This window comes from Aliiglaciecola sp., from assembly GCF_039982535.1.
GTDB lineage: Bacteria > Pseudomonadota > Gammaproteobacteria > Enterobacterales > Alteromonadaceae > Aliiglaciecola.
In genome coordinates, this window is sequence record NZ_JBDWYG010000025.1 from 158054 (window position 1) to 177437 (window position 19384).

The 19384-nt window shown below is 42.3% G+C and carries 15 protein-coding genes; 10 read left to right on the plus strand and 5 right to left on the minus strand.

Annotated elements, in window-relative coordinates:
- Window positions 1-154: 154 nt before the first annotated feature.
- The 5 genes from ABJV04_RS05875 to ABJV04_RS05895 all read right to left on the minus strand — a co-directional run bounded on the left by ABJV04_RS05875 (window position 155) and on the right by ABJV04_RS05895 (window position 4119).
- Window positions 155-622 (minus strand): hypothetical protein, encoded by a 468-nt coding sequence (locus tag ABJV04_RS05875; RefSeq protein WP_348490376.1) that lies wholly within the window; start codon window positions 620-622, stop codon window positions 155-157.
- 68 nt (window positions 623-690) lie between these two features.
- The gene (locus ABJV04_RS05880; RefSeq protein ID WP_348490377.1) at window positions 691-942 is read right to left on the minus strand and encodes a DUF465 domain-containing protein; all 252 of its coding nucleotides are present in this window, start codon (window positions 940-942) and stop codon (window positions 691-693) included.
- A 147-nt stretch (window positions 943-1089) separates the two neighbouring features.
- Window positions 1090-1368 (minus strand): hypothetical protein, encoded by a 279-nt coding sequence (locus ABJV04_RS05885; protein ID WP_348490378.1) that lies wholly within the window; start codon window positions 1366-1368, stop codon window positions 1090-1092.
- Between the two features lie 147 nt (window positions 1369-1515).
- Window positions 1516-3552: an ATP-binding protein gene (locus tag ABJV04_RS05890; protein ID WP_348490391.1), complete on the minus strand. Its 2037-nt coding sequence runs from the start codon at window positions 3550-3552 to the stop codon at window positions 1516-1518.
- 21 nt (window positions 3553-3573) lie between these two features.
- Complete coding sequence (locus ABJV04_RS05895) at window positions 3574-4119, minus strand: heme NO-binding domain-containing protein (RefSeq protein ID WP_348490379.1); 546 nt, start codon at window positions 4117-4119, stop codon at window positions 3574-3576.
- Between the two features lie 792 nt (window positions 4120-4911).
- Between ABJV04_RS05895 and ABJV04_RS05900 the strand changes: the two genes are divergently transcribed.
- The 10 genes from ABJV04_RS05900 to ABJV04_RS05945 form a co-directional block, all read left to right on the plus strand.
- Entirely contained in the window at window positions 4912-5301 is a 390-nt protein-coding gene (locus ABJV04_RS05900) for a response regulator (RefSeq protein WP_348490392.1), read from the plus strand.
- Between the two features lie 367 nt (window positions 5302-5668).
- The gene (locus ABJV04_RS05905; protein WP_348490380.1) at window positions 5669-7630 is read left to right on the plus strand and encodes a pilus assembly protein N-terminal domain-containing protein; all 1962 of its coding nucleotides are present in this window, start codon (window positions 5669-5671) and stop codon (window positions 7628-7630) included.
- Window positions 7623-8522 (plus strand): hypothetical protein, encoded by a 900-nt coding sequence (locus ABJV04_RS05910; RefSeq protein WP_348490381.1) that lies wholly within the window; start codon window positions 7623-7625, stop codon window positions 8520-8522. The genes ABJV04_RS05905 and ABJV04_RS05910 overlap by 8 nt, the downstream gene beginning before the upstream one ends.
- A gap of 365 nt (window positions 8523-8887) precedes the next feature.
- A complete protein-coding gene (locus tag ABJV04_RS05915; protein WP_348490382.1) occupies window positions 8888-9277 on the plus strand; it encodes a hypothetical protein in 390 nt (129 codons plus the stop codon).
- 84 nt (window positions 9278-9361) lie between these two features.
- Window positions 9362-10123 carry an SAF domain-containing protein gene (locus tag ABJV04_RS05920; RefSeq protein WP_348490383.1) on the plus strand — a complete coding sequence of 254 codons (762 nt, stop codon included), beginning with the start codon at window positions 9362-9364 and terminating at the stop codon, window positions 10121-10123.
- 31 nt (window positions 10124-10154) lie between these two features.
- Window positions 10155-11486, plus strand: coding sequence for a CpaF family protein (locus tag ABJV04_RS05925; protein WP_348490384.1), 1332 nt, complete (start codon window positions 10155-10157; stop codon window positions 11484-11486).
- Window positions 11480-12352, plus strand: coding sequence for a type II secretion system F family protein (locus tag ABJV04_RS05930; RefSeq protein ID WP_348490385.1), 873 nt, complete (start codon window positions 11480-11482; stop codon window positions 12350-12352). The genes ABJV04_RS05925 and ABJV04_RS05930 overlap by 7 nt, the downstream gene beginning before the upstream one ends.
- The gene (locus ABJV04_RS05935; RefSeq protein ID WP_348490386.1) at window positions 12349-13164 is read left to right on the plus strand and encodes a type II secretion system F family protein; all 816 of its coding nucleotides are present in this window, start codon (window positions 12349-12351) and stop codon (window positions 13162-13164) included. The genes ABJV04_RS05930 and ABJV04_RS05935 overlap by 4 nt, the downstream gene beginning before the upstream one ends.
- A 54-nt stretch (window positions 13165-13218) precedes the next feature.
- Entirely contained in the window at window positions 13219-14301 is a 1083-nt protein-coding gene (locus ABJV04_RS05940) for a hypothetical protein (RefSeq protein WP_348490387.1), read from the plus strand.
- Window positions 14302-14620: 319 nt separating this feature from the next.
- Window positions 14621-19384: hypothetical protein (locus tag ABJV04_RS05945; protein WP_348490388.1), on the plus strand; the 4764-nt coding region annotated here is incomplete at its 3' end.

Below are 19384 nucleotides of genomic sequence, written 5' to 3' on the forward strand. Positions count from 1 at the left end.
AACCAACACTGTAAACAGGAACCGCGGAATCTACGTGGAACTTCAGGGGCAGCAAAATTAATTGGAAATCTGTGGGGCTGAGCCGTTGACTTGTATTTCAGATCTTGCCCAGCCTGCGAGGCCTGCCCCACAGTTTTTCAATTTTTAAACGAGTTTAGCGATTTACGCTGTGGCAATTGGTACAAGCACCAGACACTTTGCCTGCTAAATAATAGCTAGGTTTTTCTAAAGATGCAGCGATTCGTGCATTGTCTACTTTACTTACAAAGTCACGCATATAATCTTGAAGAAAAGGGTGACTGGCCCCAGCATCTCCTGCCTGCAATCCAGAGGCTATCTTTTCAATATTTTGCAAAGTAGTTAATACTTGCTGCTGTTGATTAGTAAAGCCGACACTTTGCGGCTCGTGCTGCTGGCTTAACGCAAACTCCAATATACGCATTTGTTGCGCCAGACGGTCCATATCCGAGCGCAGTTGGGACGGCTCCACGTATTTGAAATCAGGTGGATAAGTTACTTTTCTGATATTAGCGGCCATCTGACTTGAGCACCCCTGAATTAACAGAACACCCAAAAACAACATGGAAATGGAGAATCCAAATACACCTTTGTACATTTTCATCGTTAAGCCGCCTTATCCTAAGTAAACGTTGTGGTTACTAAGCCTAATTACTATCGAAAAAAGAAAAGTTATAGGGATTTTTCAGTCTCAGTAATTTTTGTAAATAACAGATCTTTGAGTGCCACACGTTGTTTTTTTAAGGTTTCCAAATATTCATCAGAAACAGCCTCATTCTGCTCTTCAATATGATGGATCTCTTTATTCACATCATGGTATTGGTCAAACTGTTTAGCAAAATGATTATCGTTCATTTTAAGATGACGAATTGTATGATGATGTTCTGGTAAGTCATTAATAAGTGTGTGCTTTTCTATTTGCATGTTAAATTTCACCTTTTGTTTATCACTCTAATTTGACAACTTCAGTGTACTCTTAAGGTAATCAGATATATTGATCTAGGTCAGGTTTAACACGATAAAATAAGCTGTTTTTTTGGGGCTTTAGAAAAGACTTCACAACGTCCGTTTTCAACGACTTTGATCCCTTAGATTTTCGCCTTCTAAGCCAGGGGACACCCAAAAAAGCTCTTGATTAAGGTTATAATTTACGGCTGGATTAGTTCTTTTAACCCCATCAAAAGCATATTGTTGATCACGCTCAATGGAGTCCGCGATATCGAATAACTCAGCCACCACAGCATCACGGACGATAGAGAATCCAATAATAGAACCAATGGTCAGAATAGTTGCCAGTATAATAAGCTCACTTGTTAATACGAAGCCTTTTTGTTTTTTTGCAAGTTTCATCACAAAATATCCAATTTACAAAACATAACTTCATTACTAGCAAATTCATTGCCACTATTATTTGTTTGCACAAAAAGACACGCTTACCTTCGTCACAACTTGCATTGGGGTTTATTTGATTTTCACCCTAAATATTTATAACCAGATTCAGTCTTTTTCGGACGTCTTTAAATAGGTACTGAGCGACTCAACTGAAGTATCAGCAATATCTGGTAACTTTTCTATCAAGCCTTTTAAATCAGATACTCTGTTGGTTCGCGCGGCTGTTTCGATTTTTGCCAAGTGGTCTCCTAGGTACAAACACCCTGAAGAGTCCGCATTGCTTCTAATTGAATGGGCATAGTCAGCAAGTTTAAGCAATTCTCCATCAGCATGGGCACTGCATATGTTCGGCACACCTTGCGTAATCTCCTCCAAAATTAAGTGTATAACTTGTATAAAGTTAGCTTCACCAATGTCATTTTGTAACCGACTTGCAGTATCTTGGTTGAAGTACTCTTTCTCCGAGTTCAGAGCAGGTAAACTCAATAGTTCATCTTCACCATCTGAGTTAGCAGACTGAGGAGGCGTTTTAATGGGAAGCCATTGAGTTAGTAGTTCGTTTAATAGTGTGCGGTCGATTGGTTTATTCAGGATCCCATCCATCCCACTTTCACGAAAACGATTATGGTAACTTTCTCCCACATGAGCAGTTAGGGCAACAATAGGAAGTTGCTGTTTAGAGTATTTCTGACGTAGAATTTCAGTGGTGCTCACCCCATCTAATACAGGCATGGAAATATCCATCAATACAAGGTCATATTCATGTTCATTGACTTTATCAATGGCTTGCTGCCCATCATCTGCGGTATCGACTGAGAGTCCTTTTTCTTCCAGTAAAATACGCGATAAATACTGATTAATCTTATTATCTTCAACTAACAGAACATGACCTTCAAAAGTCAGTTCAGTTGGCGATTCTGGAAATTGGTCAATAGCAGGAATCTCTGCAAACTCGATGGGAATAGTGAAGAAAAATCGACTTCCTCGCCCTGCTTTGGACTCAAAATCAATTTTCCCTCCCATGATTTCAGTAAGTCTAAGGGAAATATTCAAGCCCAATCCAGTTCCACTTTCCTGGTCGCTTTTATTAACGTCAAAGGTCTGAAATGGTTGAAAAATGACAGGTTGAATATCCAGCGGAATGCCTCTACCAGTATCACTCACACTAATTTGTAGTTGGTGCTTTTCGTCTAGACTTACACTTAGGTCGATACAACCATTTTCTGTGAATTTAGCCGCATTGCTGAGCAAATTAATTAATACCTGCCTAATTTTAGTAAAATCGGCATGCAGCCAGGGGGGAATATTATCATCAATATGGAGACTTAATTTATTTCCATTATTATGAGCCCGAGTCTCAATAATTTGCATGGCAGAGAGCAGCATTTGATGTAGATTGAAATCTGATTTTTGGTTTTCAAATCCACCCGCTTTTAGTTTTGAGTAGTCTAGTACATGATCAATAACATAACGCAGATTTTCTGCGGAGTTTTTTGCTATTGTGAAGATCTTACTAGCATGCTGACTCAGTTCATTACTGTCAATCAAATCTAATGCTGTCACAACCCCCGTTAGCGGGGTGCGCATTTCATGGCTCATAATGGCGAAAAAATCGGCCTGAACCTGATTCGCATGTTCAGCTTTGTCTCGTGCGTCTTTTAATTCTCGAGTTAATTGTTGGAGATCGGCAATATTTTGTTTTTCAGTGGATAGCAGCATTAACTGATCGAGCTGCGGATCCCAAGCTTTAAATTCACTCATCATCATTTGAGTATCAGGCTTATTAGTATTCATCCAAGCTAACCAAGGGGCACCAGTAAATACAACGTGTTCATTATCATTATTGAGTGTTACAAACTGGCCACGCATGGCAAAGTTACCATCTATGGTAGTTAGCAAAACCATGGCGTCGCGGGTATCAACAATACTTTCAAAACTCTTTAGGCGGTTAGGTCTTACTACCTCAAACAATTTAAAAAACTCACCATGCCATGATTGACTAACACTAGCTTCGGGCTCAGATAAATACTGAGCTAAAACGCTACTTGGCTCAGAGACGCGCATATTCTTATCAACAGTAAAATATACTGTTGCTAGTTGTTTAATTAGGTGATAGCTCGTGCTACTTGATAGTGGTTCCATATTCAAAATAAAGTTACCGAATTAGTTGATGACAAAGTGAATAACGCTTGTTTCCCCTTCACTAACTTCAATTTTCTCCAAGGGTTCAAACGTTAATGTAGAGCCAAATCGTTCAGCCAATCCCTTCAGAATACCAATCACGAAAGGGGTTAGTCCTTGGCGCTTGCTTTCGTAACGAAGGGCCACTCGGTTTTCAGTATGACTAACTTCAAAATAAGGCGGCATGTAGCCAATAAATGTGGTTGTAATTCGGTCATGTAGGTGATTAATATGATTTAAAAACTCTAGCAAGTTTCTGCCGGTACTGTTAAGAAGCAACCCATACGAACCTGGAGCAACTACCGTAGCCCAATAGTACCCGAAAGCCTCTAAGCACTCTTCGGCACTAGCACCAAGTTTCTCTGAAGCTGCCCCCACTAATGCATAGGTAACGTCATCCTCATAGCGCTGCATACTCACAAATGACTCGATTGGAACCCCTGACTTTTCTAAAACACTATCCCAACAATCAATTCCATGGTTTTCAATGATCATCGCTCTGAGTGATTTATTAATTAGTCCGTACATTTGCTGTCCTCCTATAAATATAGAGTCGAAATAGCATGTATATCAGTAGGTTATTGTTAGTTTCCGCAATTTAAGCAATGTCGGAATGACGAGCAACTCTACTCATAGCATACTTCAAGTCTAAGATTGTTCATAATATAGCTAATGCAGCAAAAAGATATTTTCTATATCTAAACCTCTAAAAGGCTACTCAACATATATCAAGTTAAAATTCTATCCCCTATAAGCAACTTTTTTGCCACTTCAGTTGTTATCCGCTAATAAAAATAACAAAGCCCATGTGACTGTATTTTCCTCCTAACCGTCACGTTGTTTGACAAGGCCTTAACGCAAGTTGTCAACCCATTCTGAGTGACTATAATGAATCCAGTATGGGCGGAGTAAAGCAGAGAAGTAGGAGTGACACAGGTACATTGTTTTATGGCTAGTTAGTCTTTCTAAAATTAGAATTAATTATCAGAAAGCTTAGGGAGATAGCAAATAAAACGCTTCTGGAAATTGTAGCTGAGAAACGCAAAAAGAGATTAATTTATTTTTCCCCTTGTTTTCGCAAAATGCAAAGCAATTTGAAAATCAAAATGAAAGGCATTATGCAAAACGACGCTTGATAACCATTGCGGATATCCACAGTGCTTTAAGCAACTTCGTTTTAAAATGAGCTTTGATATGCTTTATTCATTGCAATGTAGCTTGTTTCAATATTATTTTGGGGGCTTCATGTTAATCAATGAGTTCAAGAACAGATTTTCATAACAACAAATCAACCCAAGGAAGTAATTTATTTTGGCAGAAATGAAACCGTTAAGAAAACTAAGAGTATTGGTCGCTGACGACAGTAAACCAAGTAAAATGGCGACGATGATTATGCTTGAGCAACTTGATTGCAACGTCTGCGGAGCGAGTGATGGGGTTGAAGCCCTTGAACTTGCGAGTAAACAACCTTTTGATTTGCTCTTTTTAGATGAAAAAATGCCTGGAATGAATGGCAGTGATGTCGCTATGCAATTGCGTGACGGTAACAATCAAAATCAATTAGCGACTAAAGTTTCCCTTACTGGTATCACAGATTCTGATTCCGTTAACTCTCTGTATGACAAAGGTATAACCCACCATATTGTAAAACCTATCACTAAACAGGTGTTGGAAAGTTTCCTAATCCAATGGCGTGGCGAACAAACCTAATAATAGCTTTAACTATAAAAATAGTAAGTAGAAGCACCGAAGAAAGCACTATGTGTCTTATCCCTTTGCCTAATATCCCAAGAATAGCACTATTGCGGTCTACTTAATGGAACATGGCATTTGCAAAGAAGAAACCGCGTTGCAAAATGCAAATCAATTTGAAAATCAGAACTTCCTTGGGCACCTAAAATACAATTAGCATGCTATCTCCCCAACCACAAACTCCTCCTAACATACTGTTAAATATGATTTTTAATTTATATCACCCGCTAGTAACAGCTATTGGTCTGAATGTTGCGCTATAGGAGTCAACTTGTTCCAGAAACCATTTAAAGGCTTTTGAGTACGCAAGAAATAGGAGAGCAGCATGAAAATTTTAACGACAATACTAATTAGCCTTATTTGGTTTGTTTCAATATCAAAGGCCACCGCCGGTGGACTAGAATTTGTAGAAACCGCGGACAGTGTAAAATCAAAAGATACTCGGGAGTTAGTGCAGTGGACTCACACTCGGCTAGTTTTCAGTAAACCATTAGAACGCATTGCTGTGGGTCAGGAAGAAACCTTACAAGTAGAAGTGTTAAGTAAAAATGAAGCTTTAGCGCTGGCCAAAAAAGTCGGTCGCACAAGTGTTATGGTTTGGTATTCTGACAAAACCTCAGAAACCTTTTTGTTCACCGTTACCTCAGACTTAAGTGTACTGCATCATGCTATTAATGATATTCACCCTAATATTACCATGACGCTAGCACCAGACCGCGATGCGTTGGTACTGCGCGGGATGGTTCCGACGGTTAAATATAGACTAGCAGCTGAAGCTGCAGCTCGTAATTATTTAGATGCAGGTCAGGGCGGTGATAATGACAATCTATTATTGCAGTCCTCAGCATTAGCTGACATGGTCAGTCAATTCCGTATGAAAGATCAACAAGCTCAGCCTCTATTACGCAAAAAGACTAAACCTGCAGCCATTATTAATCTCATTTCAGTAGAAACCTTACCTGAAGACATTGTTACAAGAGTAAAAAACACCATTGATTTAGTAGGCGGTGAGTCAGTTTCGGTTACACGTGTCCAACATGGCGATATACCCGATGCCAACCAAGATACCTTATTGCTTAAGGGATATGTAGATAACCAAGTTGAATTAGTACGCGTATTAACTGTTGCTTCCCGTTTAGTTACCGGTGAAAACAATGAAAAGTCTAAACAAGCTATCATCTCTATTCTAGCAAATGAATCTGGCGGCTTGATGGACAACAAGAAAAGCAATGCCGTGACGGGTCTGGCTGGCTTGAGTGGTTTAGGGGTAAATTCCGGAACAAGCAATGCCGAAAATAATATTGGCTCTAATATTGGTCGAGCAAAACTGCTTTCAGTTGCAGGTGGTAAATTATTATCAGTTATCGAAGTTAGAGATTTACCCCTGGTTCGAGTATCGGTGCAAATGTATGAAGTTAATCGCCGTCGTCTTAAACAGTGGCGTCCAGATTTTTCGGTACTAACAAACGGCTATAACAAAACGGACGGCAACTTTGGCCTTGAAGGAGCCACTGCCGGCACAGCATCAAAAATAGATAATGCGTTACAGGTATTGGGTGGTTCACTGGTAAATAACCTACAAGTAGCAACCAAAGATTTTGCCTTTGATTTATTATTCTCATTATTGGAACAAGACGGCATTTCGAAAACCTTATCACGCCCAACGCTAACTGTATTGGCTGGTGAATCCGCGGTATTTTCAGCCGGTGGTGAAGTCCCAGTTCCAACCGCTTTTGCCCCAAGTGGAATCGCAAGTGACGACCAAGTGGGCACGAATACATCAGGCATTTTTAGTGGAACGACTTTTAAATCTTTTGGTGTACAACTGCAAGTTCGAGCCATGGTGGATGAGAATGATCGTATTACTCTTGATCTCAACCCAACTATTTCAACACCTGACACCTTATTAACCCAAGAAATATCTTCTAGTACCGGGAGTGGTTTAAATACATCTGCATTTAATGTCAGAAGTATTAGCACATCCACTCGGTTACGTGACGGTCAGCCAATGGTAATTGGTGGATTAGTCAGTCGTGATATTAACGACAACCGAGATTTTGTACCCGGCGTTAATAATGTGCCTTTATTAGGTAAATTGACCGAATCGAGTGCCGAAGCCGACAATGAACGTGAGCTGTTCATTATTGTGACACCGACGATAGTAAGGGAGCTGGTGCATGAGGTTAATCAATGGCAATTCCCCAGTTCAGAAGGGCTTATGCAACAAGCCGTATTTAATAATCATCAAGCATTTTATCCATTACACAAGGCCCAGGACAATGAATAAGCAATCTCTTTTATTAATCAGTACATTTGTGGCGGGCCTGTTAATGACAGGCTGCGCCAGCCAACCGAGCCCGACAAAGGTTTATGCACCAACTAAGCACTTAGATGAGGTTTTGTTTAAGTATGCGAAAGTTGCTCCACCTCCGCCTAAGTGTATGTTGGAGCAACAACAGGCCAAGGTGTGTAGCATCAAATCAGTGGCAGGACCAAACACCAATTCAGCTTGTAGAATTCAACGTGCGGCATTAGAGGATTGCAAAAAATCAACCCAAAGCGAACAGATTTTTGAGCCTGAATTAGCATTAAACCTAAACTGTCACGATAGTTCAAAACCGATCTCGGATTGTTATGGACTAGCTTCTGATTTGAATGCACTTAACGTGCAATACCCAAACAATAAACGAATTATGATGGCCACAGCCTTGGTAGAATTTGAAGTGGGCAACACTGCCAATAGCCAACAAATGCTCGATAACTTGTTATCAAAGCGCGGCGCATTTCCAGCTGCAGCGGTTTTGCGTAGTCGTATTGCCATGGAAGAAGGTAATCTCACCTTGGCCCGCTCCGTTGTGAGCAAACAACTTAGCATTACACCAGATAACCCCTACTTATACGAAATGCAAGCATCCTACTATTACATAGAGGGCAAATATACCGAGGCACTGCAGTCAATTAAAATTGCTGAGCGTCTAATGCCGCCCAATTGGCGCATTAGTTATCACCGTGGAATCATATATGAAGCTCAGGAGCAATGGTACAAGGCATGTAGAGAGTACACCCAAGTTTTAGAAGATGATCCCAGCAATAGAACAATCTACGCAAAAATACTTCTGCTGGGAGAACATTTAGATTGTTATGTAAAACCATCTGCTAAGCTTTTTAATCCATCCTAGTTGCATTTCTTTGGCTAAAAAGCCGCGTTGTTGATAGCTCAACAACGCGGCTTTTTTTATTGGGTATGACCTAGCGAGCTTACACTCCAACATGGATTACTAAACGTCTAATTAAAAACCCATTTGAAAAGCATATTTGATTTGCAAAATGCAAATCAGAATGTAAAAGGCTTGCAACTCGCAATTAGATACTGTTCTACACCAACCCACCAAATAAGCGTAAATCATTGTTTTTATTCTATTTTATAATTTAATTTTAGAATTTACGGCTTCTGGCACAAGCTTCGCAATATCTACAACATACTTAATCAACACGAACCGATTGGGTGTAATTAAATTAAATTTTTTAAACAAAGGTAAATATTATGAAATTAGTTAACAACAAAAAAGCAATGAATAAAAAGCAAGGTGGTTTTGTGATGACGTCAGAATTACTGTTGTTGTCGACCACTGTAGTAGTTGGTCTTGTGGTAGGTCTTACGACTATGCGTGATGCCGTTACTGCAGAAATGGAAGATGTAGCAGAAGCAATTGGTTCACTAGACCAAAGCTATGCTTACGATGGTATCAAAAATGCGGAAGGTACTGCTGAAATTAGTGGTTCTGGCTATATTGATGCCGTTGATGTTAATGCCGGTGATGGCGTTACTTTCCAATTTGTTGCGACTGACTTTGCAGAAACAGCTGCGGCAATCAGTGGCACACCAAGCGCTGGTGCAAACTCGTCTAGTAATGCAGGTAGCTTAAATCCGTAATGAAATATCCTTTACAGACAGAGGCATCTTTTAAGGTGTCCCTGTCTATTAAGCCAGCTCGATAATCAATGCATGAGGTGATATATGAAAAGTAAATTAACAGGTAGTGCAACAGGTGCAATGCTCCTTTTTGCTGTCTCAGGCATGCTTGCTTCAGTTCTTGGTGTACGTCAGTACGACAAGCTGAATACAGCAACAGCCTGGATCATCAGTGCTGATATGTCTGCCGGTCAAACTATTACGACAGAGCTCCTCAAACAACAACGTATAGATCAAACTGCAATAAATGGCACTATACAAAATCCCCGTCAATTGATGGGAAAAACACTACAGGTCAACAAAACTGCTGGTAGTACTATCTTTGCCGGTGATTTAAAACAAGCAGAGAAAAAATCTCTGTCACACGCAATTCCACCAGGCCGAGTGCTGTATACCTTAACCCATATCCAAAAGGGATTGCCTTATAACCAGTTAGGTGATGGTGACCGTTTTGATGTGGTCGTAAAAGGTCGTGGAGGGGTAAGAACTGTCGCCCGTGATGTTCAGCTAATTGGGATTAATCACCCAGCCGCCGCCAAAACTGAAGAAAAGGGTCTTAAAACTATGTTGCTGCCCAAAGATAAAAAGGCGCAAAGCCAGACGGGTGTTTCATTAGTAGTGGCAATACGCCCTTCAGATGTGTATCCCCTTGCCAGTATTAGTTCTGCTGATAGCGTGGCGATGATTTTTCACAGTGCCTACGATATGGAAAAAGGTACTCAATATAATATCGATCCTAAACAGCGTTTCCGCCAAGTAGAGATGGTCGCTGGAGTGCAACGTTCAAGTGTTAGGGTTTTTAACTAGGCTAATCCACAAATATTAGCTGGGAGACAACATGAGTGAATTAACTATCCCTTTTTTCGAAGTGCGAAATAATCAGAAATTAGAAACAGGTCGTTTTCGCGAATTGCGCCGTTTTCTTCATAACCGTCTAATTGATGGCATGGAAGAAGAAGGTATTCATCTTTTAAAAGATCCGCAAGTGCTCGAACAACGCTTAGAAGATTTACTCGTCGACATAAGTCCCAAGTTAACCCCTTCACTTAAGGTGCATGAAAAAACGCATTTACGTCAGCAAATCATACAAGAGCTCAGTGGTCTAGGGCCTATTTCTGGCTTGATGACAGAAGAAGGGATCACCGACATTCTGATCAATGGACCGGATGAAATTTGGGTAGACAAACATGGCCGTTTAACTCGCACCGACCTTCAATTTGATAACGACAGTCATTTACGCCGCTTCCTAGATCGTATAATTGGCGCGCAAGGGCGTCAATTAGATGCTCGCCAGCCTATGGTTGACGCTCGCCTACCAGACGGCAGTCGGTTACACGCAATTATTCCTCCTCTATGTGAATCCGGCCCTATCGTCTCGATTCGACGGTTTCATTCAGAAAAGTTAACTGCCAAACAACTAGTATCTAGCGGTTTTTTGAATCAAAACATGTTGGATTTTCTGCAACTTGCTGTTTCTGCAGGAATAAACATAGTGATTGCAGGTAGTGCAGGTGCCGGTAAAACCACCTTACTGAACGTAATTTCCGGCTTTATTCCCGCTACCGAGCGTATTGTTACCGTAGAAGAAACCGCTGAATTAGATCTTAATCATCCACATGTAATCCCTTTAGAATCAAGACATGTGAATAGCGAAGGTTACGGTGCAGTAAGTTTAAGCGATTTAGTCCGAAATGCCCTGCGAATGCGTGCTGACCGTATCGTCGTGGGTGAAGTGCGTGGAATAGAGGTTTTAGATATGCTCCAGGCCATGAATGTTGGTCATGATGGCAGTTTAACCACTTTGCATGCCAACGGCCCTAAAGACGTCATTAGTCGTATGGAAACATTGGCATTAATGGGAGACAGTGGATTTTCTAGAGATGCAATTAGACAAATGATTGCCGCATCCGTGCAATTGATAGTGCAAGTTATGCGCTTTCGTGATGGCAGTCGACGGATTGTGAGTATCTGCGAACTAGTACGTCATGATGATCATAACGAAATTCGCGAGTTGTTTACCTTTCGTCACCACAAAAGCTTTCAGCAAGACACAATTAAAGGGCAACACATCTCCACCGGTCAACACACAGAATTGGCGAGCAAAGTGGAAGCCAAAGGTTACACCAGTGAGCAATTTAATCGCTTGTTACAGGTAGAATCCCCATGTTAACTGCAGAATTAATTGGCTTAAGTCTATGTATTTCATTGATGCTTTATCTGGTTGTCAGTGGATTTAGAAGCAAAAATGCTGAAAAAGAAAGCTTAACCAAGCCAACCGTAAAAACGAGGTCTAAAATGGCCCTTACCAGTTGGTTGAAAACCCTCAACCTGAATCTGCCTGCTTGGTTGGTAATTCTTGGTATATTGATTATCGCCACATCTATATTTATGTTGTTATTAGAGGCGTTCCCAGGCCATATCTCCGTCGCTAGCATCGCTGCCATGGCGGTAACAGTATTCTGCTTTAACAGCATTAGCGATGCCGCAAAATGGAAAATCAAAAAAATAGAAAAAGGCTTAGCCGAAGCCCTAGATATGATGAAGGCGGCATTAAGTAGTGGACAATCCCAACACCAAGCTATTTTAATGGCCGCTCAATCCGGCAAGGGGCAAGTAAAAGTCGAATTAATGGAGATGTTAGATAGATTGAATATGGGGTGCAATCCAAAACAAGCCGTTTTTCGCCTAAACTCAAAATATAACTGTGTAGCGACACGCTTGTTTGCTCAGGTGATTATCGCCCGTTACCAGTCTGGCAGTGATTTAACCTTTATGTTGAATTCAGTTAATCAAATCATAAGGGATAGACAGCGTCATCAATTGCAGATAGATACGCACCTCTCAGGAACCCGGTATGCTGCCATGTTGTGTGGTGTTTTACCCTATTTATTAATCCCTATTCTACTATGGCAGCAACCTGACTGGTTTGACGCCTTATTGCAACATCCATCAGGGCCCACCTACTTAGGTGCTGCGCTATTTCTACAATTTACTGGTTACTTGTGGTTACGTCGCATTGGGAGGGTAGAACAATGAGTATTATTAGTACCGTCGACTTAATTTTTATATTGATGCTATGTGTGTCTCTGTTTCTATTTGTACAAGTTGTGAAACAAGACAAAATCCTTATCGAAGATAGTCTAACCAATAAACCAAAGCGCTATTTTATATATCCTCACAAACTGATTCGTCAGTGTGGTGTGCAACCTACTCAATACTGGTTGTGGTATTGGGCTGTAAAATGGGTCATAGCGGTGGTAGCCGTCTTTCTAATTATCGAATTTTTTGCAGATACACTAATGGCAGTAGGCGGCAGTATTGTTGGTTTTTTTCTATTGGATGTAATCTTGTTAATTAGACGTAATAACCGTCGCAATCAAATAAATTTATCACTTTTATTTTTTACTAATCTGTTAATTGTGTTTTTAAAATCCGGTTTATCAGTAAGCAATGCGTTTCATAAAGCGGCTCAATTTGGATTAAACAAAGACAACCCATTATCTGCTGAATTAGAGTTAATTGCTTATGAACTAGATGCGGGTAGAGATCGAGCCGACGCCTTCGATAAGTTGTCTATTCGCACTGGGGTTTCATCGCTGAATAAATTGGCGGTCATAATTAAGGCTGGTGTTAATGTCGGTAGTCCAGTCATTGACGGACTGCAGTCCTTAGCGGATTTTTTACGCTTGCAACAAGAGCAACAACTAACACGCAGAATAAACCGCAAAGCATTGGAGTCAACATTCCCAATGGCCATGGTCTGTTTTCCGATGTTTTTCGTCTTAGTATTTTTCCCAGCAGGGCAGCAGATAAGTGATATAATTTCGTTGCTTGGAGAATTATTGTAGTAGTCACTTGCCCCTGTTAATCATAATATAAAGTATCAGCCAAAAGGGAATAGCATGAACAAGTCCAACTTGAATAATAACTTACCTATTCAATCATGTTTAAAAACGCAGCAAGGTTTTGTATTAACAATAGAACTCATCCTGCTAGTGACAATATTAGTTATTGGAAGTTTTGTAGGCATAGTGGCTGTACGTGACGCTTTGTATAAACAAAAAATAAAGCAACTCGACAATACGATAGTAGTCGCCGATAGCAATGGCACCGTCATGGGAGAAGTCGTTAACCTAGATGAACATGATGCACCTCAATTATTCTACATAGATCGCACCGCTACGGAACCTGCACAAAATTATCGAGCATTAATAGGTGTACGTGATGATAGGTTTACCAGTCGCGAGCCTATCTATTATACCCAATTAAATTGCCAGGGAGATCCCTGTATTAAACCAGTAAGTAGTGAATCACTAGACAATAGTGGTGTGAGTCGCTTACCCAATACCGGCGCTGTTAGTTACTTCCAAGCCTTACAAGGTGGGCCTAACTATGCAATTGGTCGTTCGCCCAACGGTATTCCCGGCTTTTTGTATAAACAAACCTTAGAAGTCTGTCCCATGCCAGAGCTAATTGGTGGGATAGGTTCTCCCATCGGCTCTCGTTATGTTTCTCAAAAGGTAGTGACAGGTGAGCCCTGTGAATCCCCCGTTAATCTACCTTTGGATGCAGGACAACCACCTTTAACCTGCTCATCGAATGATCCAATCGGCGCGCTAGGTGCTCCCATCGCAGCGCGTTGTGATGCCGCTTGTGGTTCCAATAATGGTAGCTGTGCATGTCCATCTGGATATTATCAGGTTTCCGGTGGATTAGTTGATAGTCTAGGCTTAGACGGTCAATGTTGCCCAATCGGTTCTGAATTTACAGAAACATCAGCTCTGGGTTTGGGGGTTGGCGGCAACGCCTTGTGCGCTGGCTTAAATCTCAAAAAAGCAGTATCAGTGGCCAATATCAACGATCCTAATCAAAATGCTCTAGAACCCTTTACCCCGCCCTTTCAGATTAATTTACCTGCAGCAGGTGGCAGAACAGAAGGCGACCAATGGTATTCCACACAACCCCAAGGTGAAGGCAGTAATTAGTTTAACCATAAGATAATCAATTACTTTAATTTCTTCATATAACGTCAGCGCATTTTGCAATTCAAAGCAATATGAATTGCAAAATGCGAATCAAGTTTAAACTCCCTCTCCAAGAAATTACTTAACCCACTGATATTAATATAAAAATAACCAATACCGCGGTTGGCGCATCTTTTGCGTTATCTGAGTTAATTCGAATAATGCGTAAATATTTATTGAGCCCTAACACTTTATATAAGTGACTTATTTAAGTTTAAAACAGTTTCTGAATATTTATGACGATTTAAATAACTCTATTAAGATGTTTGGAGATCAAAAAATGCAAGACACAAGTAACCAATCGTTTATTGCACTAAACCTAGAAGACTCAACCACACTGGTTGATGTACCTAAAAGCGAAAAAATAATAATCGACATGCAAGCATGTGATGTCGTAAGTGTGGTTCGACAAGACCTAGACCTCCTTATAAGCACTTCTAATAACCATGAGATAATAATTGAAAATTTCTTTTTGAATCCAGAGCAACTGCAAACCATTTATTTTGGCAATCAGTTATCTTCTGAACAGTTTTTGCAACTTAATTTAGACGCTGAGACGGATGAAGGAGTCATAGAGTTTTTACTTGAATCTGTTGATGATAATTCAGATCAGCTTATGTGCGCAGCGGCCTTTGCAGAATCTAGCTCCGATGCGGCTGCATTAGGGCTAGCTTCGCTAGTGGCACTGGCAGGTTTAAATGCAAAAATAGATAGTAATGGGTCTGATGGTAACTATCAGGTCGAAACCACCACTTTTGATCAGGATTTGGATGATGTAGTTAGTGAAGTACTGCCAACTGATGCTGCGCTAGCTAAAATCGCTGCCTTTGCCGAAGACAGCAGCAACCCAGTCCCAACATTAGAAGATTATATCACCGCGGGCATAACTAGGGTGACCGAAGATAATCTGGCCGCCGTCAATGCCAAGGTGGAATCTGTTAGCGAGGTGGACGCCGATACCCAAGTTGAAGTCCAGGCCCTAGTTGACCAGCAAGAGCAAGTAGATTCAGACGCAGAACAAACAAATGCAGATGCTGAGCAAACGGATTCAGAAACCGAGCAGTCAGATGCAGAAGCGAACCAAGTTGATACTGAGACCGATCAATCAGATTCAGACGCAGAACAAACAAATGCAGATGCTGAGCAAACGGATACAGAAACCGAGCAGTCAGATGCAGAAGCAAATCAGGTTGATACCGAGACCGATCAAGCGGATTCAGACGCAGAACAAACAAATGTAGATGCTGAACAAACGGATACAGAAACCGAGCAGTCAGATGCAGAAGCAAATCAAGTTGATACAGAGACCGATCAAGCGGATTCAGACGCAGAACAAACAAATGCAGATGCTGAACAAACGGATACAGAAACTAAACAGTCAGATGTAGAAGCAAATCAAGTTGATACAGAGACCGATCAAGCAGATACAGATTCAGACGCAAAACAAACAAATGCAGATGCTGAACAAACGGATACAGAAACCGAGCAGTCAGATGTAGAAGGGAATCAAGTTGGTACAGAGACTGACCAAGCAGATACAGACACAGAACAAACAAATGCAGATGCTGAGCAAACGGATAAAGAAACCGAGCAATCAGATGCAGAAGCAAATCAGGTTGATACCGAGACCGATCAAGCAGATTCAGACGCAGAACAAACAAATGTAGATGCTGAACAAACGGATACAGAAACCGAGCAGTCAGATGCAGAAGCAAATCAAGTTGATACAGAGACTGATCAATCAGATTCAGAAGCAGAACAAACAAATGCAGATGCTGAGCAAACGGATACAGAAACCGAGCAGTCAGATGCAGAAGCAAATCAAGTTGATACAGAGACTGAACAGCCAGTAGCAGAACCAGAGCAATCGGTAACAGATGCCGAACAAACTGATTCAGAAACACAGCAGCCCAATACTGACGCAGAACAAGTAGATACGGAAACGGAACAGTCTGTAGTAGAAACAGAGCAACCGGTGACAGATGCAGAGCAAACTGACTCAGAAACTCAGCAACCCAATACTGACGCGGAACAAGTAGGTTCAGAGACTGAACAGCCAGTAGCAGAACCAGAACAACCGGTGACCGATGCTGAACAAACTGACTCAGAGACGCAGCAACCCAACACTGATGCAGAACAAGTAGATCCAGAATCTGAACAGCCTGTTGCAGAACCAGAACAACCGGTGACAGATGCTGAACAAACTGACTCAGAAACACAGCAGCCAATTACTGACGCGGAGCAATCTGATTCAGAGACTGAACAGCCAGTAGCAGAACCAGAGCAACCGGTGACAGATGCAGAGCAAACTGACTCAGAGACGCAGCAACCCAATACTGACGCGGAGCAATCTGATTCAGAAACACAGCAGCCAATTACTGACGCAGAGCAATCTGATTCAGAGACTGAACAGCCAGTAGCAGAACCAGAGCAGCCGGTAACAGGTGCCGAACAAACTGACTCAGAAACGCAGCAGCCCAATACTGACGCAGAACAAGTGGATGCAGAAACTGAACAGCCAGTAGCAGAACCAGAGCAACCGGTGACAGATGCAGAACAAACTGACTCAGAAACGCAGCAGCCCAATACTGGCTCTGAGCAAGTAGATCTAGAATCTGAACAGCCAGTAGTAGAACCAGAACAACCGGTGACAGATGCAGAACAAACTGATTCAGAAACACAGCAGCCCAATACTGACGCAGAACAAGTAGATACGGAAACGGAACAGCCAGTAGTAGAACCGGAACAACCGGTGACAGATGCTGAACAAACTGACTCAGAAACGCAGCAACCCAATACTGACGCAGAACAAGTGGATGCAGAAACTGAACAGCCAGTAGTAGAACCGGAACAACCGGTGACAGATGCAGAACAAACTGATTCAGAGACAGAGCAACAAAATACAAACGCGGCACAAGCTGCTACCGATGCAGCTCTAGGTAAGATCGCTGCTTATGCTGAAGATAATACCAACCCTGCACCGTCGGTAGATGACTATGCAACTGCAGGGATCACAGGTGTGACCGACGATAACTTGGAAGCCGTTAACGCCAAACTGGATTCGGTAAATGCAGCAGATGCTGATACTCACGCAGAAATTCAGGCCTTAGTTGAGCAACAAGCCCAAGAGCAAGCCATTACAGAAGCGCAACAAGCAGAAGCTGAGGCAGCACAAGCAGCCACTGAAGCGGCACAAGATAAAATCGCTGCTTATGCAGAAGATAATACTAATCCTGCACCGTCAGTAGATGACTATGCAACTGCCGGGATCACAGGTGTCACCGACGATAACTTGGAAGCAGTTAACGCTAAAGTAGACTCGGTAAATGGAGTCGATGCAGATACTCAAGCTGAAGTTCAGGCGTTAGTTGACCAACAAGCTCAAGAGCAAGCAGAGGCCGAAGCGCAACAAGCGGCCACCGATGCTGCTTTAAGTAAAATCGCCGCTTATGCAGAAGATAACGCCAACCCTGCACCGTCGGTAGATGACTATGCTACTGCAGGGGTGACCGGTGTCACCGACGATAATCTGGAAGCCGTTAACGCTAAACTAGATTCTGTGGATGGAGTCGATGCAGATACTCAAGCAGAAGTTCAGGCGTTAGTTGAGCTACAAGCCCAAGAACAAGCAGAGGCCGAAGCTGCCCTCGCCGCTACAAATGCGGCACAAGATAAAATCGCTGCTTATGCAGAAGACAACACCAACCCAGCGCCGTCGGTAGAGGACTATGCTACTGCCGGTATCACAGGTGTGACTGGCGATAACTTGGAAGCAGTTAACGCTAAACTAGATTCTGTGGATGGAGTCGATGCTGATACTCAAGCTGAAGTTCAGGCGTTAGTTGACCAACAAGCCCAAGAGCAAGCAGAAGCTGAGGCAGCACAGGCGGCTACTGATGCTGCTTTAAGTAAAATCGCTGCGTATGCAGAAGATAACACCAACCCTGCACCGTCGGTAGATGACTATGCAACTGCCGGTATCACAGGTGTCACTGACGATAATCTAACTGCCGTTAATGCCAAGCTGGATTCGGTAAATGGAGCCGATGCTGATACTCAAGCTGAAGTTCAGGCCTTAGTTGACCAACAAGCTCAAGAACAAGCTGAAGCTGAGGCAGCACAAGCAGCTACTGATGCGGCTCAAGATAAGATCGCCGCTTATGCAGAAGATAATACTAATCCTGCACCGTCGGTAGATGACTATGCTACTGCCGGGATCACAGGTGTCACCGACGATAACTTGGAAGCAGTTAACGCCAAGCTGGATTCGGTAACTGCAGCAGATGCAGATACCCAAGCTGAAGTTCAGGCCTTAGTTGAGCAACAAGCCCAAGAGCAAGCTGAGGCTGAGGCTGCACTCGCTGCGACAAATGCGGCCTTAAGTAAAATCGCGGCTTATGCAGAAGATAATACTAACCCTGCACCGTCGGTAGATGACTATGCTACTGCAGGGGTAACAGGTGTCACTGATGACAACCTAGTTGCCATTAATGCCAAACTGGATTCGGTAAATGGAGCTGATGCTGATACCCAAGCAGAAGTTCAAGCCTTAGTTGACCAACAAGCTCAAGAGCAAGCCATTACAGAAGCGCAACAAGCTGAAGCTGAGGCAGCACAAGCAGCCACTGATGCAGCACAAGATAAGATCGCTGCGTATGCAGAAGATAATACCAACCCTGCACCGTCGGTAGATGATTATGCAACTGCAGGGATCACAGGTGTCACCGACGATAACTTGGACGCCGTTAATGCCAAGCTGGATTCGGTAAATGGAGCCGATGCTGATACTCAAGCTGAAGTTCAGGCGTTAGTTGACCAACAAGCCCAAGAGCAAGCAGAAGCTGAGGCAGCACAGGCGGCTACTGATGCTGCTTTAAGTAAAATCGCCGCTTATGCAGAAGATAATACCAACCCTGCACCGTCGGTAGATGACTATGCAACTGCAGGGATCACAGGTGTCACTGACGATAATCTAACTGCCGTTAATGCCAAGCTGGATTCGGTAAATGGAGCCGATGCTGATACTCAAGCTGAAGTTCAGGCG

Excerpts from the sequence above, each read along its gene's own strand:
- ABJV04_RS05875 (WP_348490376.1), bottom strand. The coding sequence starts at position 622 with ATGAAAATGTACAAAGGTGTATTTGGATTCTCCATTTCCATGTTGTTT.
- ABJV04_RS05880 (WP_348490377.1), bottom strand. The coding sequence starts at position 942 with ATGCAAATAGAAAAGCACACACTTATTAATGACTTACCAGAACATCAT.
- ABJV04_RS05885 (WP_348490378.1), bottom strand. The coding sequence starts at position 1,368 with ATGAAACTTGCAAAAAAACAAAAAGGCTTCGTATTAACAAGTGAGCTT.
- ABJV04_RS05890 (WP_348490391.1), bottom strand. The coding sequence starts at position 3,552 with ATGGAACCACTATCAAGTAGCACGAGCTATCACCTAATTAAACAACTA.
- ABJV04_RS05895 (WP_348490379.1), bottom strand. The coding sequence starts at position 4,119 with ATGTACGGACTAATTAATAAATCACTCAGAGCGATGATCATTGAAAAC.
- ABJV04_RS05900 (WP_348490392.1), top strand. The coding sequence starts at position 4,912 with ATGAAACCGTTAAGAAAACTAAGAGTATTGGTCGCTGACGACAGTAAA.
- ABJV04_RS05905 (WP_348490380.1), top strand. The coding sequence starts at position 5,669 with ATGAAAATTTTAACGACAATACTAATTAGCCTTATTTGGTTTGTTTCA.
- ABJV04_RS05910 (WP_348490381.1), top strand. The coding sequence starts at position 7,623 with ATGAATAAGCAATCTCTTTTATTAATCAGTACATTTGTGGCGGGCCTG.
- ABJV04_RS05915 (WP_348490382.1), top strand. The coding sequence starts at position 8,888 with ATGAAATTAGTTAACAACAAAAAAGCAATGAATAAAAAGCAAGGTGGT.
- ABJV04_RS05920 (WP_348490383.1), top strand. The coding sequence starts at position 9,362 with ATGAAAAGTAAATTAACAGGTAGTGCAACAGGTGCAATGCTCCTTTTT.
- ABJV04_RS05925 (WP_348490384.1), top strand. The coding sequence starts at position 10,155 with ATGAGTGAATTAACTATCCCTTTTTTCGAAGTGCGAAATAATCAGAAA.
- ABJV04_RS05930 (WP_348490385.1), top strand. The coding sequence starts at position 11,480 with ATGTTAACTGCAGAATTAATTGGCTTAAGTCTATGTATTTCATTGATG.
- ABJV04_RS05935 (WP_348490386.1), top strand. The coding sequence starts at position 12,349 with ATGAGTATTATTAGTACCGTCGACTTAATTTTTATATTGATGCTATGT.
- ABJV04_RS05940 (WP_348490387.1), top strand. The coding sequence starts at position 13,219 with ATGAACAAGTCCAACTTGAATAATAACTTACCTATTCAATCATGTTTA.